Genomic DNA, 26,153 nt, shown 5'->3' with positions numbered 1-26,153 from the left:
GCCGGACGGAGCCTGCGCTCAATTCACCGACGGGTCTTCGGGCATTTCCGCGAGGAGGCGGCATTTCCAGCCTTTGGAGCGCATGATCGTTTTCCATAAACCCTCCGGCGCCGGATCGAAAACCAGATCCAGGGTTGCCGGATGCGTCAGCCAGGCCTTGCGTTTCATCTCGTTTTCCAACTGACCCGGCGCCCAGCCGGCGTAGCCTGCAAATGTTTTCAGCCGGCGGCTGGGGGAGTAACCGTTGCTGATTTCCATGAGCTCATCCAGCGAATGCCCGAGGCTGAGTCCGGCCATGACATTGGCGTCCGGGAGAAAAGCATCGGAGTGGAGATAGCTCATGGCCGTGGGCTGCACCGGTCCGCCGACGAACAGCGGCTGGTCCTTCAGGGATTCGGGGAGCTCGGTTGAGACGACTTCGCCGAACTTTTTTTCCGCGGTGCGGTTGAGCACGAGGCCGAACGCGCCCTCCGCGTCGTGCTGACAGATCAACACCACCGTGCGGGCAAAGAAGGAACCGCCCAAGCTGCCGGCATCCAGCAGCAGCTGTCCCTGAAGGTATTTGGACGTCTCGCTCATGGCCCGCCGCAATGTGTCGCAAGCTTGCCGGGCGGGCAACTTGGATTAAATTCGTGCCATGAAGAAACTGCTTTTGATCGCCAGCCTGCTGGCCGTGGTGGCCACGCTGATCACGGGCTGCAAATCGCACGCGGGCAGCCGGGAATACACCCCGGGCAAAGGCTGGCAACAGAACTGATGCGGCCGGGCGACCCTCACTTCGCGGCCAGTGCGGATTCAACGGCCCGGGTGATTTCGGTGGAATCCGGCGTCACCTTGGATTCCCACCGGTGCAGGATTTTGCCGTCCCGGCCGATGAGGAATTTGTTGAAGTTCCAGGTGATGTTTCCGGGGAACGGCGAATCCTTGCCGGCCAGCGCGACGTAAAGCGGATGCCGTTGCGGACCGTTCACGTCAAGCTTGTCGAACATCGGAAAAGAGACGTTGAATTTGCTCGTGCAGAATTGTTTGATCTCCGCGTTGGAGCCCGGCTCCTGTCCGCCGAACTGGTTGCAGGGGAAACCCAGCACCACCAAGCCCTGGTCCTTGTATTTCTCGTAGGTCGCCTCCAGTGCGGCGTATTGCTTGGTGAAGCCGCAATGCGAGGCGACGTTCACAATCAGGAGCACCTTGCCCTTGTAGGCGTTCAAGGTGGTGTCCTTCCCGTCAATATCCTTCAGTTTGATGTCGTAAAGCGAATCCGCGGCGAAGGTCACGGTTTGCAGGGCGAACAAAACGGCGAGGAACAACATGGATTTCATGGCGGCACTATAACCGGTTTTTCGGCGGGCGCCACTGGCATGTTGAACAAGCTTGGCCGCGTTCATCCGTGGCGGCGCGGCCCGATCACGGCCGGCCAATGCGTGGATTCACGGCCGTCATACCCGATGCAATCCCCTTTGCCTGGCGGATTTGAAACAGGGCTCAGGTGATAAGAATACAATAAATGCAACAATTGTCCTGTGGCGACGGCAACGGGCGATTCTTTACTGTCAGTCTCAGTCACCCATCAAGCCATGCCAGCGCTGCGACGCGCTTTTCTCGTCGTGTCATGAGGCACTCTGAGGAAGTCCTGTCGCGATGTAGCTCCAGACAGCCGGTGGCCAAGCTGCGGGTGAAACTGACAACCACAACGCAACCCGACTAACTCACCTATGCGCATACCCACAATCGACTGGCGTCATGCAGCTCCACTGGCCCTTACGCTCCTCGCGGCCGGTGCAGTTCGCGCCGACTACAAACCCGTTCCCCTGACCCCGGGCAGTTTTACCGCCGATGCGGTCGTCGAAAAAACGGCGCCGCCGCCGTTGCAGAACTTTGTGACCGCCACGGTTGATGGCGGCACCAACATCAACTCGGTGACCTACTTTGAGCAGGGTTACGTCACCAACAAGCCGGGGATCGGCCTGCCCGTCCACGGCACCACCTTCGCGGCGTTGGATGAACCCAACCATCAGTTCCAGATGCCCGCCGACTATACGACGAATGATGCGGTCCTCGTTTACACGGGCATCCCGACCGGCACGGTCACGCTGACCACGCCGACGGCTTACAGTGCACTTTCGTTCCTGATGACCAGTGCGGGCGGCGCGACCACCATCAACTACACCGTGCATCACTCGGGCGGCGCCGATGAAACCGGGACACTCGGTGTGCCTGACTGGTTCGACAACACGACCGGACCGCGGGCCTGGAACATCAACGGCCGCGTGAACGTGGACAATGGCGGTTTGGACAACGTGAGCAACAACGTGCCCAATCTTTGCTACAAGGACATTTTCCTGACCGACACGGTGAATCCCGTCACGAGCATCACCTTTACGTCGAGCAGCGGCAATCGCGTGTCGATTTTCGGGACGAGCGCCTCGGTCGATGGCAGCACGTTTTCGCCCATCGCAATGAGCGGGTTCAATCGGGACGTGATCATTGAGGCGAACAACGGTGCGCCCACGTCCGGTTTTACCTTCTCTGAAACAACCGTCACCATGGACGGTGGTTCGCCCAACAACACGGCCAACACCTTTTACGAGGTCGGCTTCAACCGCGATGCGCCGACGACGGGCGTTCCGGCCGCGGGCTCCACGTGGACGTTTGGCAATCACACCTACACGATGGCGCCCAGCTACAAGTCGAACGACGTGATGTATGTGGCCGGCTTCGGCACTTACACGGCCGGCACGCTGACCTTGAGTTCGCCGGCGGCTTACACCGGGCTCTCTTTCCTTGCCAGTGCGGGCAACGGGCCGGTGGGTATCAACGTGACCGTCCACCACGCTGATTCGTCCACTGAAGGTTTTACCATCAATGTGCTGGACTGGTTCAGCGGTTCCACAGCGGCTTGGGTGGCCAACGGGCGGGTGCAGCCGGAAAACCTGGCCCTCAACAACGTCAACGGCGGTGGCTGCAAACTGTTCGCGAATGATATCGTCCTGGCCAGTTCCAGTCCCGTTACAAGCATCGATTTTGCATACTCCAGCGGCGGTCGCGCGGGAATCTTTTCCGTGAGCGGCCAATCAACGGGCGGCGGCAACTATAGTCCGGTGGCGGTCACTGGCTACAACGCCGATCTGATCATGGAAGCCAATCCGCCGTGGGGCCCCAAAGGCCTGACCACCGCCACCACGGTTTCCATGGATCGTGGCACGAACAATTTTGAGGCCACGTGGTATGAGCAGGGGTATTCCAAGAACTATCCCTCCAGTGGTCTGCCGCCGGCGGGTTCCACCATCACGAGCCTGGCCCAGGGCGATCACAATTATCAGATGCCTTCGACCTACGCGGGCAACAACGTGATTTTCGTGGATTCGTTCTACACCAACGCCAACCTGACGCTGGCCACGCCTTCCGCTTACACCGGCCTGTCCTTCTTGAGCGCCACCGCCAACGGGAATGTGACCAACCAGTGCATCATGCAGTTCCAGGACGGCACGCAAGAAACGAACACATTCGTCTCGCGCGACTGGTTCAACAACGCTCCTTATGCCTTCACTTCGCGCGGCCGCGTGAACCTGACCCGGCGGACGCTGGATGCGGTGTTGAATTCATCCAATCCGCGCTTGTATGAAGCCGAGTTTTCTCTCAACAACTTCAGCAGCCCACTGACCAACATCGTTTTGAAGTTCCTCGGCGCGGCGAGCGCCAACGGACGCATGGTCGTGCTGGCCGTCAGCGGCACCACCAACAACGTCAAGCCGTTGATCGTAGTGCAACCCGCCGGCTTCAAGATGTGGGATGGTTCCAACGCGGTGGTTTCCGTCGGCATCGGTGGCGGCACCCCGCCGATTACCTACCAATGGCAGTTCGGCACCAATGGGGTTTTCAACGATCTCGCCAACGGCGGCGTGTATTCTGGCGTCACGACCACGAATCTCGCGCTGACCGGGGCCAGTTTCCCGAATGCGGGTGATTATCGGGTCATTGCCACCAGCCCAGGCGGTTCGGTAACCAGCCTGGTGGCGACGGTGACCGTGCTCACCACCTTGCCCGATGTGACGAAGCCAAGCGATGTCATCACCATTTATCAGGGCACGCCCTCGGGCGGGGAGCCGCCCGCCAACGCGCTGGACAATACCACCACGAAGTATCTCAACTTCGGGCTCAGCAACGGCACGCCTTACACGGGACCGGTTGGCTTCATTGTCACGCCGGCCATCGGGCGGACCACGTTGTCCGCGATCCGGTTCTACACCGCGAATGATTCCGAAAATCGTGATCCCGCCGATTATCTGATCGAAGGCTCCAATGATGGCGGCACGACCTACGCCATGGTTTCGTCCAACTCCCTGGCGCTGCCTTCGACCCGCAACGCCGGCGGCCAGGCGTTGAATCCCATCAATCAGGCAATTCAGGAGGTTCGCTTTGCGAACGCCCAAGGTTACAGCACCTACCGCATCACCTTCGCGAACGTGAAGAACAATGCAAGCGCGAACAGCATGCAGATCGGCGAAGTCGAACTGCTCGGCGTGCAAACGCCGACGCCACCTATCATCGTCGATCAGCCGCCGGTGAACAACAAGGTGTTCGTGGGAGCATCGCCCGTGCTCCATGTGCGGGCCATCGGTTATCCCACGAACTTCACCTACCAGTGGTATCTGAACGGCGCAACGCAGATTCCAAATGCCACGAATGCCGATTACCAGCTTACCAACGTGCAACTGGCGGATTCGGGCAAAACGTTCATGTGCACCGTGGTCAACAGCAGCGGGTCCACCAACAGCATCACCTCGACCCTCACAGTCATTGCCGCTCCAACAGAGAACTATCCGCTCACCATTCTGGCGGATCAGCCGGTCGGCTTCTGGCGTCTGGATGAGGCGGACGACGGCGTGGGCAACAACGGGGCCATCGCCAACGACTACTGGGGCGGCCACGGCGGTGTTTACAGCAACACGACCCTGGCGCAGGCCGGTTACAGCTTGAACGATCCCAACACGGCCGCCGCGTTTGGTCTGGTGTCACCGAGCAACAGCTACGCCGGCTCAATCAATGGCGTGGGTTTCTCCACCCCCAGCAACAACAACGCGGCCTTCTCCGTGGAAGCCTGGGTCAAGGGCAACGCCTTTGACCAGACCACGGACGCGGGGCTGGTCACGAAGGGCCCTGGCGGTGGTGGCGAGCAATTCTGCCTCGACACGGGCTCAACGGGTGCTGGCACGCACGGCATCCGCTTCTACGTCCGCGACGCCGCGGGCGCGGTGCACAGTGCCAACACCGGCACCAACCAGTTGGACGGCCTCTGGCATCATGTGGTGGGCGTCTGCGACCAGGCTCACAGCAACGTGGTGCTTTATGTGGACGGCCGGCGGAGTTCGACGGCGACCATCACGCCGTTGACCGGGCTGCTCAATTCGACTGAACCGGTCAGCATCGGGTCGCGCCGCAGCAGCAGCGGCAGCCCGACCTACAACAACCAGTTCTATGGGAGCATTGATGAGGTGGCCATCTACGGTTACGCGCTCAGTTCGAACCAGGTGTTGAACCACTACTATGCGGCGGGCATCGGACCGTCCTTCGTTCAGGACATCACCAACTTGGTGACCGTGCCGGAAGGCTCCACCGTGGCGTTCCAGCCGGTTGTCATGGGCACGCCGAACCTGTCGTATCAGTGGTATCTCTCCACCGACAGCGGCGGTTCTTTCAATCCGCTGCCGGGCGAAACCAACGCCAGCCTCGTGATTCCCAATGTGCCGGCGACTTACACCGGCTACATCTATCAGTTGAACGTGAGCAATGATTACGGCACCGCCCAGAGCACGATGGCACAGCTCTCCGTGATTGCGGGGCCGCCCACGTTGCTGACGGACATTCCCTACGAAACCTATGTGTTCGCGGGCAACACGGTCCGCCTGTCGGCCTCCTTTGGCGGCAGTCCGCCGATCTCGTATCAGTGGTATAAGGACAACAACCCGTTGTCCGACGGCGGCCGCATCGCGGGCGCGCACAGCAACGTGCTGACCATTGCCAACGCGCAGGTCGGTGACGCGGGCGGCTACCAGTTGTTCGCCAGCAACAACCAGGGCGGTCCGGTGCCCAGCAGCCTGGGCACGCTGATTGTCGGGGCCATTCCCACCTTCAACACGAACGGTCTGGGATGGAGCCTCAACGGCAACGTTTCAGCGCCTGTCTTTGACTACACGGGCGTGCTGACGCTGACGGACGGAACCGGCGGCGAAGCCCGCAGCAGCTTCTTCCCGTATCCGGTCTATATCGGCGCGTTCGATGCCAGCTTCCGCTATCAGGACACGACGGTGGGCGGCGGTGGCGCGGACGGTGTCGCGTTCATCGTCCAGAACTCGCCGGACGGTCCGGCCGCGCTGGGCGGCGCGGGCGGCGCCCTCGGTTACGAGGGGATCACTCCCAGTGCCGCGGTGATGTTCAACATTTACAGCGGCGCCCCCGGCGGTGTCGGGGTGGCCCTGGGCACCAATGGAACGCGGTTGAGCAATTACATCAACACCACGCCGGTCGGCATCTCCAGCGGCGGGCCGATCGATGTTCACCTGCGCTACACGCCGGGGGTGTTGCACCTGGACCTCACCGACGTGACCTATGCGGTGTCGTTCTCCACGAACCTCAATGTGGACCTGCCGGCGTCCGTCGGCAGCGACTCCGCCTACGTCGGCTTCAGCGGAGCCACGGGCGGCATCACCTCCAGCCAGACCGTGAGCAACTTCGTTTACACGCCGTTCACAGTGCTGGGCGCAGCGCACACCGGTCCCAACTCGACGGTCATTTACTGGCCGTCCACGGTCGGCGGCTACGTCCTGCAATCCCGCCCGGATCTGACGACGGGCACCTGGCAGGACGTGACGGCGCCGATCACGCAGGTCGGGGATCAGAATCAGTTGATCGTATCGCCAACCGGCCGGCAATTCTACCGGCTGGTGCTGCCGCTGCCGTAATCGGCGGCAACGTTTCCCGCAGCGGGAAAACTTCGACAGGAGGCCGGGCATCCGCCCGGCCTCCTTTTCTTTTGCGCCACCGCCGCGGCCGCCGTCGTCCGTAGGATTACCAACATGGGTCGCCTTGACATCATCGCCGGGCGGTTTCAACCTCCGGCCACGGTTTGCCATGAAAAACGTCGTCCAGTTCTCCCGCTTTGGCGCCCTCGGAATCGCGCTGCTCCTGCTCGTTGCCAATCGTGGTCACGCGGAACCGCAAACCACCAACGACGTGCCCGCGGCGGCGAAGGCTGACGATCTCCTCCAAGCCGAGCTCTTGAAGTCCTACGTGCATTTGCAGGAGCAGTTGCACGCCGCCCAGCTCGCCATCGAACAGAACCGGCAGGAATATCAGGAATCCGCCCGCGCGCAGGTGACCGCCATGACCGACAAGTTGAACGCCATCCAGACCGCGCTTGATCTGGAACGGCAGCGCCAGCAGGAGGAAATGCAGCGCTCGAACCGCACCTTGCTGGGAGTGGCCTCCGCATTCGGCGGCCTTGGGCTCTTGGCCATGCTGTTCACGGCCGTCTTTCAGTGGCGCACCATGAGCCGACTGGCCGACATGACCACCACGCACACGCAACTGGTGGCGCGACTGCCCCAGGGACTGCTGGCGGTCGAAGCGGACGGGCAGGCCGCCTCCGCCGTTGAAGTGTCCAATCAACGCCTGATGTCCGTAATCGATCGTCTCGAGCGCCGGGTTTACGAACTCGAACATACCGCCGCGAAGCCGCTTCCCGCAGGTGAGCCCGGCGGGGTGGAGACGGAAACGCCGGCGGAGGATGAACCGGCAGACGGCGTGGCCGGGCGCATTGCCGCCTTGCTCAACCGGGGGCAGACGCTTCTCAACGCGGACCAGGTGGAAGAGGCGCTGGCCGCCTACGAAGAGGCCTTGAAGCTCGACGAAAATCATCCGGAAACCCTGGTGAAAAAAGGGGCGGCTTTGGAACGGCTCAAACAGGATGATGAGGCGCTGCGGTGTTACGACCGCGCGATTGCCGCGAACGGCAAGCTGACCATCGCCTACCTCTACAAGGGCGGCATCTACAACCGGCTCGAACGCTACAACGAAGCGCTGGAATGCTACGAGCAGGCCTTGAAGGTCCAGGGCAGCGCGGCTTGACGAAAGGCTGCCGGTGCGGCTGGATCAATTCCGGCCAAAATGGCCGGCTTCGCCGCGTTCGCGGGCGGCATTGAGTTGATGCTTCGCGAGCAGGATCTTGGCCTTGATCAGTTCCCGGTTCTCTTCGCCCTTGGACGCCAGTTCCTTCTCCAACTCGGCGATCCGTCGTTCGTAGGCGGCAATGCGTTCCTGCAATGGGGCGTGGAGTTGTTCCAGACGCTGCTCCAGGCTGCGCATTTCAGCTTCGGCCCCTTCTTGTGCGGAGAGCAATTCAGCCCGTTGCCGAAACAAGCCCTGCACCACGCGTTGACGCATCCATTCCAGAAACCCGCCGCGAATGGCCTGCTGCGTCTGCTCGACGCGGGCTTCCGCGGCGAGGGCGCGGCTTTGCCACTGCGTCACGGAAGCCGCGGCCGCGGGCGCCAGCGCGGGCACGCCCACCATCGGACGCCGGGCGCGCACGCGCCACAAGACCAGCAAACAGAGCAACGTCAACGTAGCAGCACCGCCGGCCAGCCAGCGGCCGCGTGAACGCGATTGTTGCGTTGCGGTTTTGGCCTGGACGAGCTGGGTTTGCAGCGTGCCGATGAGGCTCTTTTCGCGCAACTGATTCAGCGCGGCGAGGGTTTTGGCATCCACCACCTGGCCCTGCGTCACGATGACCTGGGCCGGCGCGTAGCTTTCCGTGATGCACAGGGCTTCCACCCGCCGCGTGCGCAGCAGCTGGGTCAGGTCCGCGTCCACCCATGCGTTGGTGGTTAGAAATCGTGCCAGGAAACGGGCGCTGGCCTGTTCCTCGCGGGCGAAGGCGTGCAGCAGCTCGCTGCGGGCCGCCGCCAGCGAGGCCAGTTGCGTTCCCCGGACGATGGTGCCGCTTTTTTCGACGGTCTCCGGCGTCGGCTGATCCGTCAACACGTCCACCGGCACGAGGCGGATGGAGTTCTTGGCGTTGAAAATGGCAGGCGCCTTGCCGGCGATGATGGGCCGCTCCATGACGGCCCGCAGTTTTGCTGCGAGATCGTCCTGCGCGTCGGCGTCGCTTTCATCGCGGGCCCACACCGGCGCCAAGGCATCCAGCAGCGGGAAGCCATCCGTCCGGCGGCGGGCTGATTCGACGGCGCGCTGAAACAACGCCCCGCCGATTTGGCGTTCGCTTTCGGGCCTGCCCTTCATCGTGCGGTAAAGGGCGTCCAGAAAATTGCTGCGGGCATTGGCGAAGGCATGGCTGAGCGCGGCTTCGGCGTCGGCCGCGGCGTCGGCCTGGAAACGCACGACCACCGGCACCTTGAGGGCCTCGCGTTGCTGCAACGCGGCCGTGCGCTCGGGATCAATTATCATCAGCGGCACGGGGGTGACGACTTCCTGGGTGGCGACATCACCCAGCCGGTAAGCGGGAACTTGCGCGGGAACGGTTCGCGCGGGAGCCAGCAGAGCCACGGCGAGCAGCAGGCTGGCGCGACGGTTCACCATAGGAAGGATTTTTGTTCGCCCAAGAGCTGGTCGCCGTGCCACAACGTGACGCGCCAGGCGGTGACTTCACCGAAGGTCTTGAAATCATCACCCTTCAACGCCACGCCGGACCAGTGCGTGCCGCCGTGGCCGGTGTTGACTTCCGATTCGATGGTTTTCTGCCGGGGCAGATTGCCCTGTGCGATGCCCCGCAGTTCAACGCGCAGTTTAAGCGCACCCTGCACACCCTTGGCACGCCATTCCACGTCGTAGCGGATGCCCGATTGCTGGTCGGGATGCCGCCGCAGCCATGCCTGATAGGCGTCGCGGTCGTAGAGGCTCGGAGATTTCGTATGCCGGCCCTGCAAGTCCAGGAAATGGGGGAGCACCTTCACGACCTTGCCGGTGGCCGCCGAGGCGGACGTCACCAGCAGGACGCTGCAAAAAATCATCAGGGGAAACAGCCACCGGCGCATGGCCGCAACATTAACGACGGACCTCGGAAACGCAAAACGGAAATTCATCTCAGCATCCGGCGAGCCATTGCCACACGCGCAACGCTTCAGTCGCGCCCCAGGCCTGGGCATCGCACCCGCGCTGGCGGTGCGGGGCATCGCCATCGAGCACTTCCGGGATTTGACCGAGGCAGCCTTCGTCAAGCAGGCGGAAGCTGCTGGTCAAGTAGGCGCGGGCGGCGGCGACGGCTTCGGGCGAAGCCTCCCATGCGCGGGCCAGGGCTTCGCAGAACACCGGAAACGTCCACGTCCACGCGGTGCCGTTGTGATATGCGGGCTTGCGGCGCGTGTCCTCGTCGCCCTCGTAGCGGCCGCAATACGGCCGGCGCGGGTCGTTCAGCAGCTGACCGTGGTGGCGGATGTCCAGCGGCAGTTTCACCGGCAGCGGCGCGAGCGACCGCAATCCGCCCGGCACCACCAGCCAGCGACGCACGGCTTCGGTCATGCGTTGCGCGCGCTCACCGTGGATCAACCCGAGGCTGACGGTGAACAGGCCGTTGCTGCGCAGTGCATCATCCACGGCCGACCGGGCGGCGGGCATGCCGCGTTCTGCGCGGAGGGAATCGGCAAACCAGCCCGGTTCTTCGAGCCAGAAGAATTGCTCCAGCGAGCGGGTGGCGCGGTCGGCCAGCGCGGACCATGGTTCGCCGGCGGGCCGGGCCCCGATGCGGTCCAGCTGCCGCAACAACCGGATCCAGAGGCATTGGATTTCGATGGGATAACCTTCGCGGGGCGTGCCGGCGGGATAATTGGTGTCCATCCACGTGAAATGGCCGGGACTCCAGACGAGTCCTGAAGCGGCGTCCACGTGAATGCCGTTGGGGGTGCCCGCCAGATAGCCGGCGGCGATGCTGCGCAACACTTCGGCCAGCGGCCGTTTGCCGGCCTCCACGGGCGTTGCGTAAAAGTCGGCCGCGCCGCGCCGCCCGGCCAGTTCCTCGCACACGATGCCAAACCACAGCGGCGCATCGGAGGTGTCGCGATTTCCCACGTGCTCGCCATGAATGATGTTGGGCAGGGTGCCCTTTTCCTCGAAGCGCGCGAAGGTGAGCAGGATTTCGCGCACTTCCTCGATCATGCCGGCGGCAAGCAGGCCACGCGCGCAGATCAGCGTGTCGCGGCCCCAGTCGAGAAACCACGGGTAACCCGCAATGACCGTGCGGCCTTCGCCGCGGCGCACGACGAACGCACGTGCGGCTTGTTGCAGGGCCGAACTGTCCAGCGGCCGGCCGGCTTCACGGGCGGCCTGCCACCGGCCTGCCGCGTCGGCCAGAGTCCGGACTTCGGCGTCCGTCGGGTCAGCCGCCTCCGCGGTGACGATCAAATTGATGGCGTCGCCCTTGTTGATGGCCAGTTCAAACCAGCCCGGGCTGTAAACATCGCCCGCACCGGTTTGCCCACGCGTGGCTTCGACGGGGTGCGGCACGTTGAAACACCATTCCGGTTGCGGATGGAAAATGCCGTGGCCGGCCACCACGCGCAGTTGGCGATCCCGGGCGGGTGTGAACGCGAAGCCTATGGCCGGGGCCGCGAGCGGGTGCGTGTTGACTGTGAAGTGATGATCCGCGCCGCCGTTGTGTTTGGTTTCCGAATGGAAATTGCGGTCCTCGATGTCCACGCGCACCGTGAGGCGCACGTTGGCTTCGGCGGGGAGTTGTTTGCCGTGAGCTTCGCTGACATTCGGCCGGCTGAAACGAAACAGGGTGGTGTTGCGCCCGGGCAGCATGTCCGCCGCAAGTTGCAATTCCACGGTGCGGCCGTCACCGGCTTGCGCCACAAACTGCCAGACGGCGGGCGGTCCCGGATGGAAGCTGGCGAGGTTGTGGTAGTCCAGCGGCGTGATGAAGCCGTCGGCATTCACCCAGACCCGCAGGCGCTTCGCGAAAACGTGGCGGTCCACCGGCAACGTGGGATGCAGATTGGCGCCGAGCACGCAGTCGTATTTGGAGTTCACCCGGCCCAGATCAACGCAAAGCCGCGCCATGCCGCCGCGCCCGTTGGTGAGCAGCACCAGATCCTCGGGCAGCGGGCGACGTTGCGGGACGACCGGCTCGGCCGGGAGAAAGCGCACCGCCGCGATGACGGGCTCAAACGGTTCCGTCAATCGTTCGAGCGTCAGGACAGCGTCGAGCGGTTCGGTGCGGGGAGGAAAGCAGGCGAAGCGGGTTTTGCCTCCGACCACGGAACAAATGTGCTGCGCCGGAGAATCGTTGGGTGGCGCATTTTCGGGTTGCGCCGCGGCCAGCGTGGCGCGGAACGGGGCGTCGTCCTCCAGCAGCAACCAATGGTGCGGCGGAATCAGCGTGATGCGGCGCGCATCCTCGCGGGCCCAGCGAATGACATTGGGAAATGGCGCGGCGCCGGAGGTCTCGGTGCGTGGCCCCCGCCGGCTGGCGGCGGCCAGAAACCGGGCCGGCGAGGCTTCGACCTCGGCGGCGAGCGTCAGCCAGTCGAACGCGCCCACGGTTTCGGGTGGATGAACCTGGCACAGGCACGCCACGGCCCAGGCGGCGCGCGCGCGGGCCTGCCGGTAACCGTCGCCGTGGAGACCCATCGGTTCGAGCGTGGCGGCCAGGCAATAGGCGGCGCCGGCCGGCAGTTTGAACCGCAGTTGATTCGCGTGGTGTGCCATTTCGGGCACGGGCTGGCCCAACAGGTCGAACGCGTTCAGCCAACGACCTTCCGCGCCCACGTGGGCCGGCGTCGCGTGCGCCAGCTTGGCGACGGGCAGTTTGATTTCGCGCGGCTGGTCCGGATCAAGATTCACCAGCACCAGCACGGCATCCTTGCCCTCGGCCGATTCGCGGAACAACGCGAACACATCGGAATCGAGCGTGCTGACCCGCGTCAGGGTGGCGCCATCGAAGAAGGCGGGATGCCAGGCGAGGAGCCGGTTCAACTGGGCCAGCTCCGGAATGATGTTGTTGGGCGCACCCCAGTTCAGGCCCGTGCAGCCGTGAACCTTGATTTTTTCCTCGGCCAGCCACTCAACACCACCGGTGAAGCCAAAACCGCCGCTGACGCTGGCGAGGGCACACAGCCGGTTGCGCAGGAGGGACCATGCCCGCCCGCGGGCGGCCAGGCGGGCGTTGTCGTGGGTTTCGGCGTAATGAATGAGCATGCCGACCCGCTGGCTTTGCTTGAGGGCGTGGTCCAGATACCCGCCGACCTGCACCGCGGAGTAGTTTTGGAACAATTCGCTGTAGGCCCACTGCATGCCGCCTTCGGTCAGGAGGGTCTCGGTGGCCTCCCACGCGCCGCCCAGACCTTCCAGCAAAAAAACCACATCGGGAAACTCCTGCTGGACGCGGGCGATGATGTATTGCCAGGCGGGCATCGGAACCATGTAGCCCGCGTCGCACCGGAATCCATCGACGCCGCGGCGACACCAGACGAGCAGACTCTCCGCGATCACGTCCCAGAGGGCGACGCTGTCCTGCTTCAATTCAACGAGGTCTTCCCACGTGGTGCCCCAGGCACCAGGGCTGTGAAATTCCCCGCCCGGATTCCGCACGAACCATTGGGGATGCTGCTCCTGCAAGGTGGAGCCCCAGCCGGTGTGGTTGATCACGATGTCCAGAAAAACGCGGGCACCGTGACGATGAACCGCCAGGGCCAGTTCGCGGAATTGATCCACGCCCGTGGTGCGCCTGTCGAATTCAACGAGTGCCGGATCGATGGCCGTCAAATCCAGGCAGGCGTAAGGGCTGCCGAAACGGCCAAACCGCGCAAAGGTGGTCGGCGTGGGACCGATGGGCAGCAAATGCAGAATGCGACAACCCAGCGTGCTGACGATGTGCGGCAGTTGCGGGATGAGATCACGCAGCTTGCCCGAGGGTGAAATTATGGCGTGGCCTTCCGCCTCGAGCTGCTTGAACTGGGTGTCCCGTTGCGGGTCGTCCAGACGCAACGCACTTTTGCTGCGTCCGTGCAAGCGGGGAAACGCGCAATAGATGATGTTCGCCGTGCGCGTCCAGTCGGGGTGGACGGCAATCCCATAATCTGGTCCGGAGGGCCAGTGCTGCCAGCCGCGGTCGTCGAGCAAATAACCCTTGGCCTTGAAGTAGCCTGTTTCCGCCAGGGGCATCTGCAAAAACCAGCCCTGTTCGTCCTGTTCCATTGGCAGATCCCGCCACGCGGCGCCCGCGGGTGGGGCGCCCTTGGCGTGCGCATTCACGATCTCCCGGCGCAGGGCATCGGCCCGGCCCAGATTCGTGCGCAGCCGGGCGCGCCAGCTGCGGGGATGAGCCTCGCCGCCGGCGAGCCGCAGTTGAAAGCGGATTTGGTCGCCGACAAAGCGCACCAGCCGCCCGCCCGGGGCAGGGGACATCAACGGAGTTTGGTTGGACATGCCTTCCTTGGCGGCCCGATTCGGGCCGCGCACACAGTTTCTCGAAATCCGGCGGAATGCAACACGGTTCAACTTTGGGACACAAGCGACGAATTTTTTGACGCGGAACTCTCAGTTGCCACATGAAACCCGGGGAACTAGACTGGCCGAAAGATTGCTCCAATCCCGTCCGCCCAACGGCGTTGTGGAGCGGGCAAAGACTCAGCAAAGCATGGCAACCACCTTAAGTTCTGAGGAAGCGGCTCAATTGAATCAAACAATTGAGATGTTCGAGGTCATCACCCAGTCGCAGCCGCAGGACTACCAGTCGCTCGAAATTCTCAAGGAGGCTTACAGCAAGCTCGGCCGGGAACAGGACGTCATCGGCACCTCCAAGCGCATTGCCCAGGCCTATGTGCAGATGGGCCAGCTCTCCTCGGCCATTCTGGAATACGAAACCATCCTGCAACGTTTTCCCGACGATCCCGACGTCAAAGCCGCCCTGCTCGAAATTGAAAGCAAGGCTTCGAGCTTCCCGGTTGATGCCATGACGCCCATCAGTCCGGCGCCCTTGGTGCCCGGGCGAAGTTCTGACACCACCGTTCGCAGCCGCCGGAGCATGCCCGTTGGCGAAATCGACGATGGGCGCAAGGCCCTGCACAAGCTGTTCGTGGACGGCAAGCACATTACCGGTGCCGACTTTGATCTGTGCTGGACAACGCCTGATCCCATGCTGGCGCCGGCGGATGTGGTCGAACCGTTCATTCAGCGGCTGGCCGACAAGGCCATTTACCCGATTGAAAAGTCGCTCCGCGTGCTGGTGGATAAAAGCCGCGTGGGCTACATCCCGCTCGAAAAATACGACATCGACATCGAGCTTTCCCGCTCCTTTCCGGCGGAAACCTGCCGTCGCTGGTGCGTGCTGCCGTTCGACCGCATGAGCAAATCCGTGCTCGTCGCCACGGCGAATCCGTTCAATCCGCAGGCGGCGAAGGAGTTGTCCGAGGCGACGCACAACCGGATTCTGTGGTATGTGGCGCCGCCGGTGGAAATCGTCAAAAACCTCCGCAAAGTATTTCGTTCATAATCATGCCGCCCGTAAAATCATTCGGTGAACGCATCGCGGACGCCCTGGTCGAGGACGGCCTGCTGACCCACAAGCAGGTCGAGGAACTGCTCGAAATGCAGAAGAAGGAGGGCACGCGGCTGCTCAAGCTCGTGCTCGACAAGGCGCTCGTCAGCGAGCAGGACATGACTGTATCGATGGGGCGGGTTTTGAACGTCTCGCCCATCAATCTGGCGCGCGTCAGCATTCCCGCGGAGGTGGCCGACCTGCTGCCACGCGAAATTTCCCAGAACCACAAGGTCATTGCCGTTTCCCGGCTGGAGAACAAGCTGTTCATCGCGATGGCCGACCCGTTGAACGTGCTCGCGCTCGACGACGTCAAGCGCATCACCAAGCTGGAAGTCGCGCCGATGATCGCGGCCGAGAAGGCCATTCTCGACAAGCTCAACGGCATTGACGCGGCCAAGAGCGGCAGCATCGAGGACATCATTCAGGACGCGCAAAAGCGCGCCGACGGGGATGGGGACGCCGACAACATCGAGACGGTCAAGGAATCGATGGAAGAGGTGAACCTTGACCAGCTCGCGGCCTCGTCCGAGGAGGCGCCGGTCATCAAGCTTGCCAACCTGATCCTCGTGCAGGCCATCAAGGACCGCGCCAGCGACATTCACCTGGAGCCGTTTGAAAAGACGATGCGGCTGCGCTACCGCGTGGACGGCGTGCTCACCGACGCCACGCCGCCGCCCAAGCAGATGCAGCTCGCCCTGGCTTCGCGCCTGAAGATCATGAGCAATCTGGACATCGCCGAGCGCCGGCTGCCGCAGGACGGCCGCATGCGCGTTCGCGTCGGCGGCAAGGATTACGACCTGCGGGTGTCCGTGCTGCCCACGGTGCACGGCGAGAAAATCGTGCTCCGCGTGCTGGACAAGTCGAACCTGTCCGCCAGCCTCGACAAATTGGGGCTCGACTCCGACACGTTCCAGCAGGTGAAGGCCGCAGTTGATGCGCCGCACGGTCTGATTCTGGTCACGGGACCGACCGGTTCCGGCAAGACCACCACGCTGTATTCGGCGCTGAACGAACTGAACAACCCGGTTTACAACATTGTAACAGTCGAAGACCCCGTCGAATTTCAGGTGCCCGGCATCAACCAGGTGCCGGTGAAAAAGGAGATTGGCCTCACCTTTGCCAACGCGCTTCGCTCCATTCTCCGCCAGGATCCGGACATCGTCATGATCGGTGAAATCCGCGACACCGAAACGGCGGAAATCGCGATTGAAGCGGCGTTGACGGGGCACCAGGTGCTTTCCACGATGCATTGTAATGATGCGCCGGGCGCCATCGCGCGGCTCGACGACATGGGCATTGCGCCGTTCCTGATTTCCTCCTCGGTGATTTTGTCCTGCGCGCAACGGCTCATGCGCCGCATCTGCTCCCATTGCAAGGAGCCCGTGGTCTATCCGCCCAAGATGTATCAGGATCTGAACATCGACCCCAGCCTGTTTGACGGCATCACGTTGTATCGCGGTCGCGGCTGCGACCGGTGCAAGAACTCCGGTTACGCCGGGCGCATTGCCATCATCGAGGCCATGACCGTGTCGGATGAAATTCGCAAACTGATCATTGCACGCGCCAATACGCGGGAAATGTCGAAGGTCGCCATCGGTCAGGGGATGCGCACACTGCGCATGGTGGCACTGGACCGCGTGCGCGAAGGTGTGTCCACACTCGAACAGGTGCTGGTGCTGACGGCCGCGCACTGACGCGGCGGGCCGCAATCAGAAGTTGCGGCGCGGGATGTTCATGAACGGCGACACTGGCGCCGGCATCGCCCGGGTGGGCGGCGGCGTAGGTGGCGTGGGCTGCGTTGCCGGGGTCCACCATGGCGCCGTGGTGGTGTTGTCACTCAAGCTGCCATTCAACGAATTGCCACTGGCCCGGGCGGAAGGCGCGGGCGTCAGTGTGGGCGCCGTCGGCTTTGGGGGATCGTAGAATGAACTGTCCACGTAAGGCGAGGCGAACGGGCTGTCCGCCAGGGGCGCCGTGGCATCCGGCCGGGTGTTGTTGAAGTCGAGGATTTTCTTGAAGTCTTCCGCGCGCTGCAATTCCGCATCACTCAGCTTGGCCGGCGGCTTGTAACCGTTGTTGAAGCCGAAAAAACTTGCGGCGTCAGCCGAGCCACGGCCGGCGGAACCCGCGGCGTCAAGACCGAAGGCGCGGCGGATGCCCTTCTCCACCGGACTCAAGGTTGACGGATAACTGTCATTGCCATCGAATGGCGAACCTCCGAAGGCGGCGCCGGCGCCCGCCACGTTGGTCTGGGCCGGGTTGTTTCCGCTGAAGATGTCCAGCATGCGGCGTTCCATCGGCCGCAGCTCGCTGCGCTTCCGGCCGTCCGGAGTCAGCTCCTCAGGCTTGTATTGGTCGTCGGGGGATTTGATGGAAAAAACTTCGTCCGACTTGAGAAACATCCAGTCCTCTTCCTTTTGAATGAGCTGCTTGAGTTTCGGGTTTTGCACGGCCGGGGGCGGAACAGGCGGCGGGGTGGTCATGATCATGCCGCCCAGTGAATTGCCGGATACCGGCGCCTTGAGCGGGTTGTTCAAGTCGGACTCCAGTTGATCCAGCGGCGAGTGACCGGGAAGCAGTGAGCCCGCCGTGCCCAATCCGCGGGTGTCTTTCGGGGCGGAATACTCGATCGGCCGCATCGGTTCACCATCCGCCAGCACTCCTTCGCACAACGCGAGCACGGCCAGCGTGCCGAGCCAGAAGGTGCGTTGAAACGAAGCTCTCATGAGTCTTCCGACCGTATCCCAAACGAGCCTTAGCGTCAAAAGGCAAAACGCGCGCAGGGGGCGCTTGTGAGCCGGTGCGACGGCGTGTTAGCCTTGGCCCATGGACAACCCGGACTGGGCGAGCCTGAGCGACAACGAGTTGCTCGAACAGCGCATCTCAACGCTCGGGCTCAAGCTCGCCGGCGGTCCGCTCGAGCCATTGGTCCGGCAGTTGTATGACGAACTGACGCAGCAGGGGCTGAGCTTCCATCCGCCCTGTCATTTGGGGGACGAATGGTTTGTGCCCGTGGGCGTTCCGGCGATTTTCATTCCCTTTTTTCTGGCCCATGACCGGCTGCGCGAACTGGAGCGGAAAATCATCCTCGAAGTGGAAGGAGAAACGCCCGAATGGTTCATGAAGCTCATCCGGCACGAGGCGGCGCACGCGTATGCGTATGCCTATCAGGTGTTCAAGAAGCGGAAATGGCAGCGATTTTTCGGGCGCACCTCGGCGGAGGAAACGCCTTCCTTCTACCGTCCGCGACCCTATAGCCGGAGTTTCGTGGTGCATCTGGACGATTGGTATGCCCAAAGTCATCCCGACGAGGACTTCGCGGAAACCTTTGCGGTCTGGCTAACCCCGGGGCTGAACTGGCGCCAGCGTTACGCCGGCTGGAAGGCGGTTCACAAGCTTGAATACGTGGACGAACTCATGCGCTCTCTCGTCGGCAAGCCGCCGGTGCATCAACCCCAGTATCGCGTGCCGGATTACGACTGCCTGCGCGTCAAGCTCAAGACCTACTACGCGCGCAAGCGCAAGGCTTACGAGCACTCGTTCCCGGATTTTTACGACAACGACCTGCGCCAGTTGTTCGACGGACCGCCCGGAGCGGACGGCCGCGTGCTGGCCTCCGATTATCTCCGCCGCCACCGTCACCAGCTGACCAACGCCGTTTGCCAGTGGACAAATGAAAACCGCTATCGTGTGGACCAGTTGCTGGTCCGCTTGATAAACCGCTGTGACGCGCTTGGCCTGCACATCAAGGCCTACGATCCGCGGCAGAACTTGCAGGTGTCCGCCTACATCACCACCCTCGTCATGAACCACCTGTTCACCGGCAAGTTCAAACGCACCAAATAATTTTCCGTGAAGAACAAGTTGAAAATCCTTGTCCTGTGTGACGCGGTGGAACCCGTCCCGCCCGATCATGATCTGGCCACGTATCTGGCCGGGGACCGCAAGACGGAGGCCGACGTGCTGGCGGCCTTCGGGCAGCTCGGCCATCTCACCGAACACCTGGTCATCTTTGATGATCTCGAACTGCTGCGGCAGAAGCTGCAAAGCTTCCAGCCCGACATCATCTTCAATCTCGCCGACCAGTTCCGCAACAATCGGGCATTCGACCAAAACATTGTTTCCTTTCTCGAAATGCACGGCGTTCCCTTCACCGGTTGTGGCTCCACCGGATTGACGCTCTGCAAACACAAGGCCATCTCCAAAAAAATCCTGGGCTACCACCGCATCCGCGTGCCCGAGTTCACGGTCATCCCGCGCGGGCGCCGCGGCGTGCGTCCCAGGCGGCTGCAGTTTCCCATTCTGATCAAGCCGTTGAAGGAGGAGGCCTCCTACGGCATATCCCAGGCTTCGTTTGTCGAGAGTGATGATCAGTTTCGCGAGCGTGTGCAGTTCATTCACGAGAAATACGACAACGACGTCATCGCCGAGGAATACATCGAAGGGCGGGAGCTTTACGTCAGCATTCTCGGCAACCAGCGGCTGCAGGCGCTGCCGATTCGCGAGCTGGTGTTCAAGGAGGTTCCGCCGGACGAACCCAAAATCGCCACTTACCGGGCCAAGTGGGATGAGAGCTATCGCCAGCGCTGGGGGTTGCAAAACCAGTTTGCCGAAGGCCTCGACCCGGTGCTGGCTCGCGCCATCGAGCAGACCTGCAAGCGCATCTATCGCCTGTTGACCATCGATGGCTACGCCCGCATCGACCTGCGGGTGACGCCGCGCAACGAAATCTACTTCATCGAGGCCAACCCCAATCCCATCCTGGCCGCGGACGAGGACTTTGCGCAATCAGCGCGCAAAGCCGGAATCGAATATCCGCAGTTGATTGACCGGATTGTCCGCAGCGGTCTTAACGCTGTGCGTGAGTGAGCCCATTGCGTGCGAGGGCGGCACATTTGGCTTAAATGGTCACCATCCGCGGTATGCACAATTTGGCGTCGGCGTGCAAAATAGGGCGAATCTTGAACAAAGGAGGGGTAGTTGCTTCCGGCTGGGCGAGGGATATTTTATATGTTCAAAGCGCCCCAAGCGTGGCGTCCGACACAACACACAAAACATTATGAAAAAGATCATCCTGCTCGCGAGTGCGTTCGCCTGTGCGGCGATTTTGAGTGCCAAGGCGGCTGACGGCGGTGAAGTTTATGCCAAGAACTGCGCCAAGTGCCACGGTGAAGACGGCAAGGGCCAGACCAAGATGGGCGAGAAACTTGGGTGCAAGGACTACACCAAGGAAGCCATCAAGGTGGAGGAAGGCGTGAAGGCGGTCAAAGAGGGCCTGAAGGACAAAGAGGGCAAGACGCAGATGAAGGCGTTTGGGGAGAGTCTTTCCGATGAGGAGATCAAGGCCGCCGTTGAGCATCTCGCGGGCTTGAAAAAGTAAACCGGTTTCCTTTCTGCGTTTGAGCCACGGACTTCGGTCCGTGGCTTTTTCTTTTTGGCGCCCGCTTCGCATCGTTTGAACGCCACCGCCAAAATATGCGAAGAGAACGCCAAGCAACGGAGAGTCGCAGCTGGCAAACGCCTCTACGGTCGTGCCACAGCTGACAAACGGTTCCGCATGAGGCGGACATGACCCGGCTGAATGTAGAGGCGGCCATGCGATTCAAACTTCCTCCACAAATTGTTCGTCTGGTTCTTCTGACCATGGGAATCGTGGGCAGCTACCTGGCGGCGCGCTATTTTCTCACGCCGCCCTCCTTCGGTGAATTCGGCTGGTATCGCGGGGATGCGCTCGAGGAGCGGGCCAGCCTGCCGCGCCATTACGCCGGCAAGGAAGCCTGCTCCGAATGTCACGAGGACAAGGCGAAGCAACTCGCCAAGTTCGAACACAAGTCGCTTTCCTGCGAAGTCTGTCACGGACCTGGCCAGCAGCATGTCGATGCGCCAGACGTGGACAAATTCAAGCCGGACAAGAAAAACACGACGTCGTGTCTGCGTTGCCACGAGGAGAACCCCACCCGCCCCAAGTGGCTGAAACAAATCAACGTTCGGGATCATTATTCGGGGCAAAAGTGCGTCGAGTGTCACGTGCCCCACGCCCCCTCGGAGGTTCCATGAAAGAGCCAATCACCCGTCGCAGTCTGCTTGCCAAACTGGGGCTGGCCGCCGCTGCCGTGGCGGCTGCGCCCGCCGCCAAAGCGGCCAAGACCACCGTGCAGAAAGTGTTTGCCTCCGCCGGCGCACCCAAGGGGTATGATCCCTCAAAGCACAAGTGGCAAATGGCGATTGATGCGAACCGTTGCATTGGTTGCGGCTCCTGTGTGGAGGCGTGCAAGAAGGAGAACAACGTGCCGATCGGGCCCTACTACCGCACATGGATCGAGCGTTACATTGTCAAAAAACCGGAGCCCGGCTCGGCGGAAACACGGGGCGAGGTGCTGGTGGATTCGCCGGAAGGGGGGATGCATGGATTCCCTGACTTGCCGGTGCCCAAGGAGGACATCCTCCAGTCGTTCTTTGTGCCCAAGCTGTGCAATCTCTGCGTGCATTCTCCCTGTTCGCAGGTGTGCCCGGTGGGCGCCACGTTTGAGTCGCCGGACGGCGTCGTGCTCGTGGATCCAAATTACTGCATCGGTTGCGGCTTCTGCATCCAGGCATGTCCCTACGGCTGTCGCTTCATGGACCCGGTCACGCACACGGCCAACAAGTGCACGTTGTGTTATCATCGGATCACCCGCGGATTGAAGCCGGCGTGCGTGGAGGTGTGTCCGTCGCAGGCCCGCATCTTCGGGGACTTGAAAAACCCGGTGCCGGACGATCCGTTGCAGAAATTCTTTGCCGAGCACCGCGTGCAAAGCCTCAAACCGTATCTCGGCACGGAACCGCGGGTGCAGTATGCCGGCATAGACAAGGAGGTGCGTTAACATGGCGGCCGATTTGACCAATGCAGTCGTGGAAGCGATTCCGCATTTCCAAGGATATGTTTATCCCAACGAAGCCACGCGCGAGCCGTTGTGGAGTTTTTTGATCGTGGTCTATCCCTATGTCACCGGCCTGGTGGCGGGTGCGTTCATCATGGCCTCGCTGGTGCGGGTCTTCCGTGTGCAGGCGCTGGAGCCGGTGTATCGGCTTTCCTTGCTGACCGCGCTGTCCTTTCTGCTCTGCGCCACACTGCCGCTGCTGTTCCATCTGGGACATCCCGAGCGGTGCTATCAGATCATGATGACGCCGCATCTGACGTCGCCGATGGCCATCTTCGGGTTTGTGTATGCGTGGTATTTGATGGCGGTGCTGCTGCTGGAGCTGTGGTTTGATTACCGGCAGGACTTTGTGGTCTGGGCCCGAACCGAGACCGGTTTGCGCGGATTGTTGTATCGGTTGCTTTTGCTCGGCGTTTCCGACGAGTCGGAAAAGGCGGTGAAGCTGGATCACAAAATCGGCTGGATCATCTCCATCCTGGGCATCCCCTCCGCCTTCTTGTTGCACGGCTACGTGGGCTTCATCTTCGGGTCGATCAAGGCCAATCCGTGGTGGGGCAACGTGCTCATGCCGGTTATTTTCATCCTGTCGGCCATGGTTTCGGGCATTGCGCTGTGCGTCTTCAATTATGTCGTTTTGAACTGGGTGCGCCGCAAACCGGTCGACATGCGCTGCCTGGATGCGATGGGCATGTTCCTGTTCTACGCGCTCGTGATTGACGCGGCGATTGAGGGCCTGGATTGGATCCATCGCATTTATTCCGCCGACGAAAGCTTCCAGGTCATCCGTCACGTGGCCACGCACAAATTGTTTTACACGCTTAACATCGGCCAGGCGCTGCTGGGCACGCTGGTGCCGCTGCTGGTCCTGGGATGCCTGCAAATCCTGCGCCGGTTCGTGGCCGAGCCGGTCCGTCGCCGTCTCTATTTTGTGGCGGCGGTGCTCATTCTCGCCGGCGTGCTGGCCATGCGCTGGAACGTGGTCATTGGCGGCCAGTTGTTTTCCAAGAGCCTGCGGGGCTTCATGAGTTACAAGATGGATTTTGCGGGCATGGAAGGCTGGTTCATGGGCGGCTTCCTGCTGCTGCTGCCCTTTCTCATTCTGATCATGATGGTGAAATTGTTTCTGGCGGAGCGCGGGCAGGAGACCGGCCGCCCACCGGTCTCTGCCATCGTCCGGCAATAGAGGGTAAGCCTTTGCCAAGATAGGCAATGCCCGCCGGCTGGTTTGCGCCGAGACTGGTTTCACTGATGCGATCTGTTCCGTCGCGCCAGTAACAACAACAAACAAAAGACGAAAGCCATGAAACGAAAACTGCTGCTGGGTCTGGCGTTGTTGGTGGTTACGGCTGTTTGCGCAACTGCTGAAGACGCCAAGGCACTCTATGAAAAGGGCTGCCAGAAATGTCACGGCGCCGATGGCAAGGGGCAGACCAAGATGGGCCAGAAGATGGGGGCGAAGGATTACACCGACGCCAAGGTGCAGGAAGCCCTGACCGATGCCGCCGCCACCAAAGCGATCAAGGAAGGGTTGAAGGACAAGGACGGCAAGATTTTGATGAAGCCGGCCGAGGATTTGAGCGACGCAGATATCAAGGGGCTTGTGGAGCACATGCGCTCGTTCAAGAAGTAAGTCAGGCCAACATTTTGCCGCCGCGCTGTCTGTGCCGAGGCGCGGCGGTTGTTTAGGAACAATGCACGGTCGCAGACCGGATCGGCGGGAGTTGTAACGCAGGACCAGGACGTATGAACCAAGATGTCTCCACCCCCAAAGCCCAGCGGCCATCGCTGTTGCGCAACTGGCTCAGTTTGACCGGCCTCGTGGTCGTGATCGGCAGCCTGTTTTCCACGTTGCTGCTGTTCACCATGGATGCCCTTTCGCACGGGGCCAACCCGTATATCGGCATCCTGACCTATTTTGTCGCGCCCTTTTTCTTTGTCACGGGGCTCATCCTGACGTTCGTGGGCGTCTGGCGCGAACGTCGTCGTCGGGGCGCGTCCGCCGGCGGATTGCTTCCCCGGATCGTGGTGGATTTGTCCCGGCCGCGTGACCGGCGCATGATGGCCTTCTTCCTGACCGGCGCCGTGCTGTTCCTGCTGATATCCGCGGTGGGCAGCTACCACACGTATCACTTTACCGAGTCGGTCACCTTTTGCGGCGAGGCCTGCCACACGGTGATGAAGCCGGAGCTGGTCTCGTATCAGCACGGTCCCCATGCGCGCGTGGCCTGCGTGGAATGCCACATCGGCTCCGGCGCCACGTGGTTCGTGAAGTCCAAGCTCTCCGGCAGCTACCAGCTTTACGCGGTCGCCTTCAACAAGTATCCGCGCCCGGTGCCGACGCCGATCAAAAACCTCCGCCCGGCCCAGGAGACGTGCGAGCAATGTCACTGGCCGAAGAAATTCACCGGCAACCTCGACCGCACTTACAACTACTTTCTGGGCGATGCGACCAACACGCCGTTCTCCGTGCGGCTGCTCCTGAAGGTGGGCGGGTCCGATCCGACGCACGGTCCCGTGGGCGGCATCCACTGGCACATGAACATCGCCAACAAGGTGGAGTATTACGCGCCCGACGCCAGCCGGCAGAAGATCCCGTGGGTGCGCGTCACGGACCGGCAGGGTGTGGTCACTGTTTATCACACACGCAACTTCACCAACCAGCCGCCGGAAGCGGAAATCCGCCGTATGGATTGCATGGATTGTCACAACCGCCCGGCGCACACGTTCCAGACGCCGAACGCGTCCGTAAACCTCGCCATGTCACTCGGCAAAATTGACCCGGGCCTGCGCTGGATCAAGACGAACGCGGTTTACGTGCTGACGCAAAAATACACGAACGAAACCGAGGCGCTGGAGGGCATCGCCACGCATCTGGCCAGCCAGTATCCCAACGACCCGCGCGTCCGCAGTGCGATTGATGCCGTGCAAACCATCTATCAGGAGAATTTCTTCCCGGAGATGAACGCCGACTGGCGGTCGTATCCCAACAACATCGGCCACAAGGACTGGCCCGGCTGCTTCCGCTGCCATGACGGCCTGCACAAGACCGACGACGGCCAGCGGGCTGTCACGGCCAGCGATTGCAACACGTGCCACACCATTCTGGCGCAGGGCCAGGGCAAAGATTTGGAAAAACTGAACCCCGAGGGGCTGAAGTTTGCTCATCCGGGCGACGAACTGGATGAGAATCCCACGTGCAATGAATGCCACACCGGCGGCTTGTGACGTAACGCGAATTCAACAACTGCGAACGACGTTTTTTGCAGGGGCGCTGCCATTCGTGGCCGGCGCCCTCTTTTTTGCCCACGCGGCGGCCGCGGCGCCAGACATCATTAAAAACAGTGACTGTCTGGAGTGTCACAGCGACAAGACACTCACGAAGACCGGCCCGGATGGCAAGGAGGTTTCCGTGTTCGTGGACGAGACGTTGTTCAAGGCCTCGGTCCACCGCACGAACAACTGCGTCAGTTGCCACCAGGACATCACCACGCAGCATCCCGATGACAACAAACCCGTGGCGTCGGTTGACTGTGCGCGCTGCCACGGCCCGGAGGCGAATCAATACGCGGCCAGCATTCACGGCGTGAGCCACAAGCTCGGCGCGTCCGCCGCGGCGTCGTGCAAGGACTGCCACGGCACGCACGAGATGCTGCCGGTGACGCATCCGGCATCGCCGGTGT

General features: G+C 62.0%; 19 protein-coding genes. 13 read left to right on the top strand and 6 right to left on the bottom strand.

Going from position 1 to position 26,153, the window contains the following annotated elements; translation table 11 throughout:
- Nucleotides 1-18 precede the first annotated feature (18 nt).
- Entirely contained in the window at nucleotides 19-579 is a 561-nt protein-coding gene (locus VFV96_06260) for a YqgE/AlgH family protein (GenBank protein HEU5069999.1), read from the bottom strand.
- Between the two features lie 194 nt (nucleotides 580-773).
- Nucleotides 774-1,310, bottom strand: a complete 537-nt coding sequence (locus tag VFV96_06255) for a glutathione peroxidase (GenBank protein HEU5069998.1) — start codon at nucleotides 1,308-1,310, stop codon at nucleotides 774-776.
- A gap of 402 nt (nucleotides 1,311-1,712) precedes the next feature.
- Here VFV96_06255 and VFV96_06250 point away from each other — a divergent pair, with 402 nt between their 5' ends.
- The gene (locus VFV96_06250) at nucleotides 1,713-6,959 is read left to right on the top strand and encodes an immunoglobulin domain-containing protein (protein HEU5069997.1); all 5,247 of its coding nucleotides are present in this window, start codon (nucleotides 1,713-1,715) and stop codon (nucleotides 6,957-6,959) included.
- 169 nt (nucleotides 6,960-7,128) lie between these two features.
- The gene (locus VFV96_06245) at nucleotides 7,129-8,124 is read left to right on the top strand and encodes a tetratricopeptide repeat protein (protein ID HEU5069996.1); all 996 of its coding nucleotides are present in this window, start codon (nucleotides 7,129-7,131) and stop codon (nucleotides 8,122-8,124) included.
- A 24-nt stretch (nucleotides 8,125-8,148) separates the two neighbouring features.
- Here VFV96_06245 and VFV96_06240 read toward each other — a convergent pair whose 3' ends face one another.
- Genes VFV96_06240 through VFV96_06230 form a run of 3 tightly spaced genes read right to left on the bottom strand, consistent with a single transcriptional unit; the run spans nucleotide 8,149 to nucleotide 14,418 of the window.
- On the bottom strand, nucleotides 8,149-9,594 hold the full coding sequence (locus VFV96_06240) for a hypothetical protein (protein HEU5069995.1): 1,446 nt from the start codon (nucleotides 9,592-9,594) through the stop codon (nucleotides 8,149-8,151).
- Nucleotides 9,588-10,049 carry a hypothetical protein gene (locus tag VFV96_06235; protein HEU5069994.1) on the bottom strand — a complete coding sequence of 154 codons (462 nt, stop codon included), beginning with the start codon at nucleotides 10,047-10,049 and terminating at the stop codon, nucleotides 9,588-9,590. The genes VFV96_06240 and VFV96_06235 overlap by 7 nt, the downstream gene beginning before the upstream one ends.
- A gap of 49 nt (nucleotides 10,050-10,098) precedes the next feature.
- Nucleotides 10,099-14,418: an amylo-alpha-1,6-glucosidase gene (locus tag VFV96_06230; protein HEU5069993.1), complete on the bottom strand. Its 4,320-nt coding sequence runs from the start codon at nucleotides 14,416-14,418 to the stop codon at nucleotides 10,099-10,101.
- A gap of 232 nt (nucleotides 14,419-14,650) precedes the next feature.
- Between VFV96_06230 and VFV96_06225 the strand changes: the two genes are divergently transcribed.
- Both VFV96_06225 and VFV96_06220 read left to right on the top strand, forming a co-directional pair.
- Entirely contained in the window at nucleotides 14,651-15,505 is an 855-nt protein-coding gene (locus VFV96_06225; GenBank protein HEU5069992.1) for a hypothetical protein, read from the top strand.
- 2 nt (nucleotides 15,506-15,507) lie between these two features.
- Nucleotides 15,508-17,247 carry an ATPase, T2SS/T4P/T4SS family gene (locus VFV96_06220; GenBank protein HEU5069991.1) on the top strand — a complete coding sequence of 580 codons (1,740 nt, stop codon included), beginning with the start codon at nucleotides 15,508-15,510 and terminating at the stop codon, nucleotides 17,245-17,247.
- A gap of 15 nt (nucleotides 17,248-17,262) precedes the next feature.
- Here VFV96_06220 and VFV96_06215 read toward each other — a convergent pair whose 3' ends face one another.
- Nucleotides 17,263-18,279 carry a hypothetical protein gene (locus VFV96_06215; GenBank protein HEU5069990.1) on the bottom strand — a complete coding sequence of 339 codons (1,017 nt, stop codon included), beginning with the start codon at nucleotides 18,277-18,279 and terminating at the stop codon, nucleotides 17,263-17,265.
- A gap of 100 nt (nucleotides 18,280-18,379) precedes the next feature.
- On the opposite strand from VFV96_06215, the gene VFV96_06210 reads away from it, so the two are divergent.
- The 9 genes from VFV96_06210 to VFV96_06170 all read left to right on the top strand — a co-directional run.
- A complete protein-coding gene (locus VFV96_06210; protein ID HEU5069989.1) occupies nucleotides 18,380-19,399 on the top strand; it encodes a hypothetical protein in 1,020 nt (339 codons plus the stop codon).
- A gap of 6 nt (nucleotides 19,400-19,405) precedes the next feature.
- Entirely contained in the window at nucleotides 19,406-20,422 is a 1,017-nt protein-coding gene (locus VFV96_06205; GenBank protein ID HEU5069988.1) for a hypothetical protein, read from the top strand.
- Between the two features lie 190 nt (nucleotides 20,423-20,612).
- A complete protein-coding gene (locus tag VFV96_06200; protein ID HEU5069987.1) occupies nucleotides 20,613-20,933 on the top strand; it encodes a cytochrome c in 321 nt (106 codons plus the stop codon).
- 215 nt (nucleotides 20,934-21,148) lie between these two features.
- Nucleotides 21,149-21,610, top strand: coding sequence for a hypothetical protein (locus VFV96_06195; protein HEU5069986.1), 462 nt, complete (start codon nucleotides 21,149-21,151; stop codon nucleotides 21,608-21,610).
- Nucleotides 21,607-22,416: a 4Fe-4S dicluster domain-containing protein gene (locus VFV96_06190; protein HEU5069985.1), complete on the top strand. Its 810-nt coding sequence runs from the start codon at nucleotides 21,607-21,609 to the stop codon at nucleotides 22,414-22,416. Before VFV96_06195 ends, VFV96_06190 begins: the two co-directional genes overlap by 4 nt.
- A 1-nt stretch (nucleotide 22,417) precedes the next feature.
- Nucleotides 22,418-23,656 (top strand): NrfD/PsrC family molybdoenzyme membrane anchor subunit, encoded by a 1,239-nt coding sequence (gene nrfD, locus VFV96_06185; protein HEU5069984.1) that lies wholly within the window; start codon nucleotides 22,418-22,420, stop codon nucleotides 23,654-23,656.
- Between the two features lie 117 nt (nucleotides 23,657-23,773).
- The gene (locus VFV96_06180; protein HEU5069983.1) at nucleotides 23,774-24,103 is read left to right on the top strand and encodes a cytochrome c; all 330 of its coding nucleotides are present in this window, start codon (nucleotides 23,774-23,776) and stop codon (nucleotides 24,101-24,103) included.
- 113 nt (nucleotides 24,104-24,216) lie between these two features.
- Nucleotides 24,217-25,698, top strand: a complete 1,482-nt coding sequence (locus VFV96_06175) for a NapC/NirT family cytochrome c (GenBank protein HEU5069982.1) — start codon at nucleotides 24,217-24,219, stop codon at nucleotides 25,696-25,698.
- On the top strand, nucleotides 25,673-26,153 hold a 481-nt coding region (locus VFV96_06170; protein HEU5069981.1), incomplete at its 3' end, for a hypothetical protein. The genes VFV96_06175 and VFV96_06170, both read left to right, overlap by 26 nt.

It is taken from the genome of Verrucomicrobiia bacterium (assembly GCA_035765895.1).
Classification (GTDB): Bacteria; Verrucomicrobiota; Verrucomicrobiia; order Limisphaerales; family DSYF01; genus DSYF01.
This window is presented reverse-complemented; position numbering and strand designations above follow the sequence as displayed.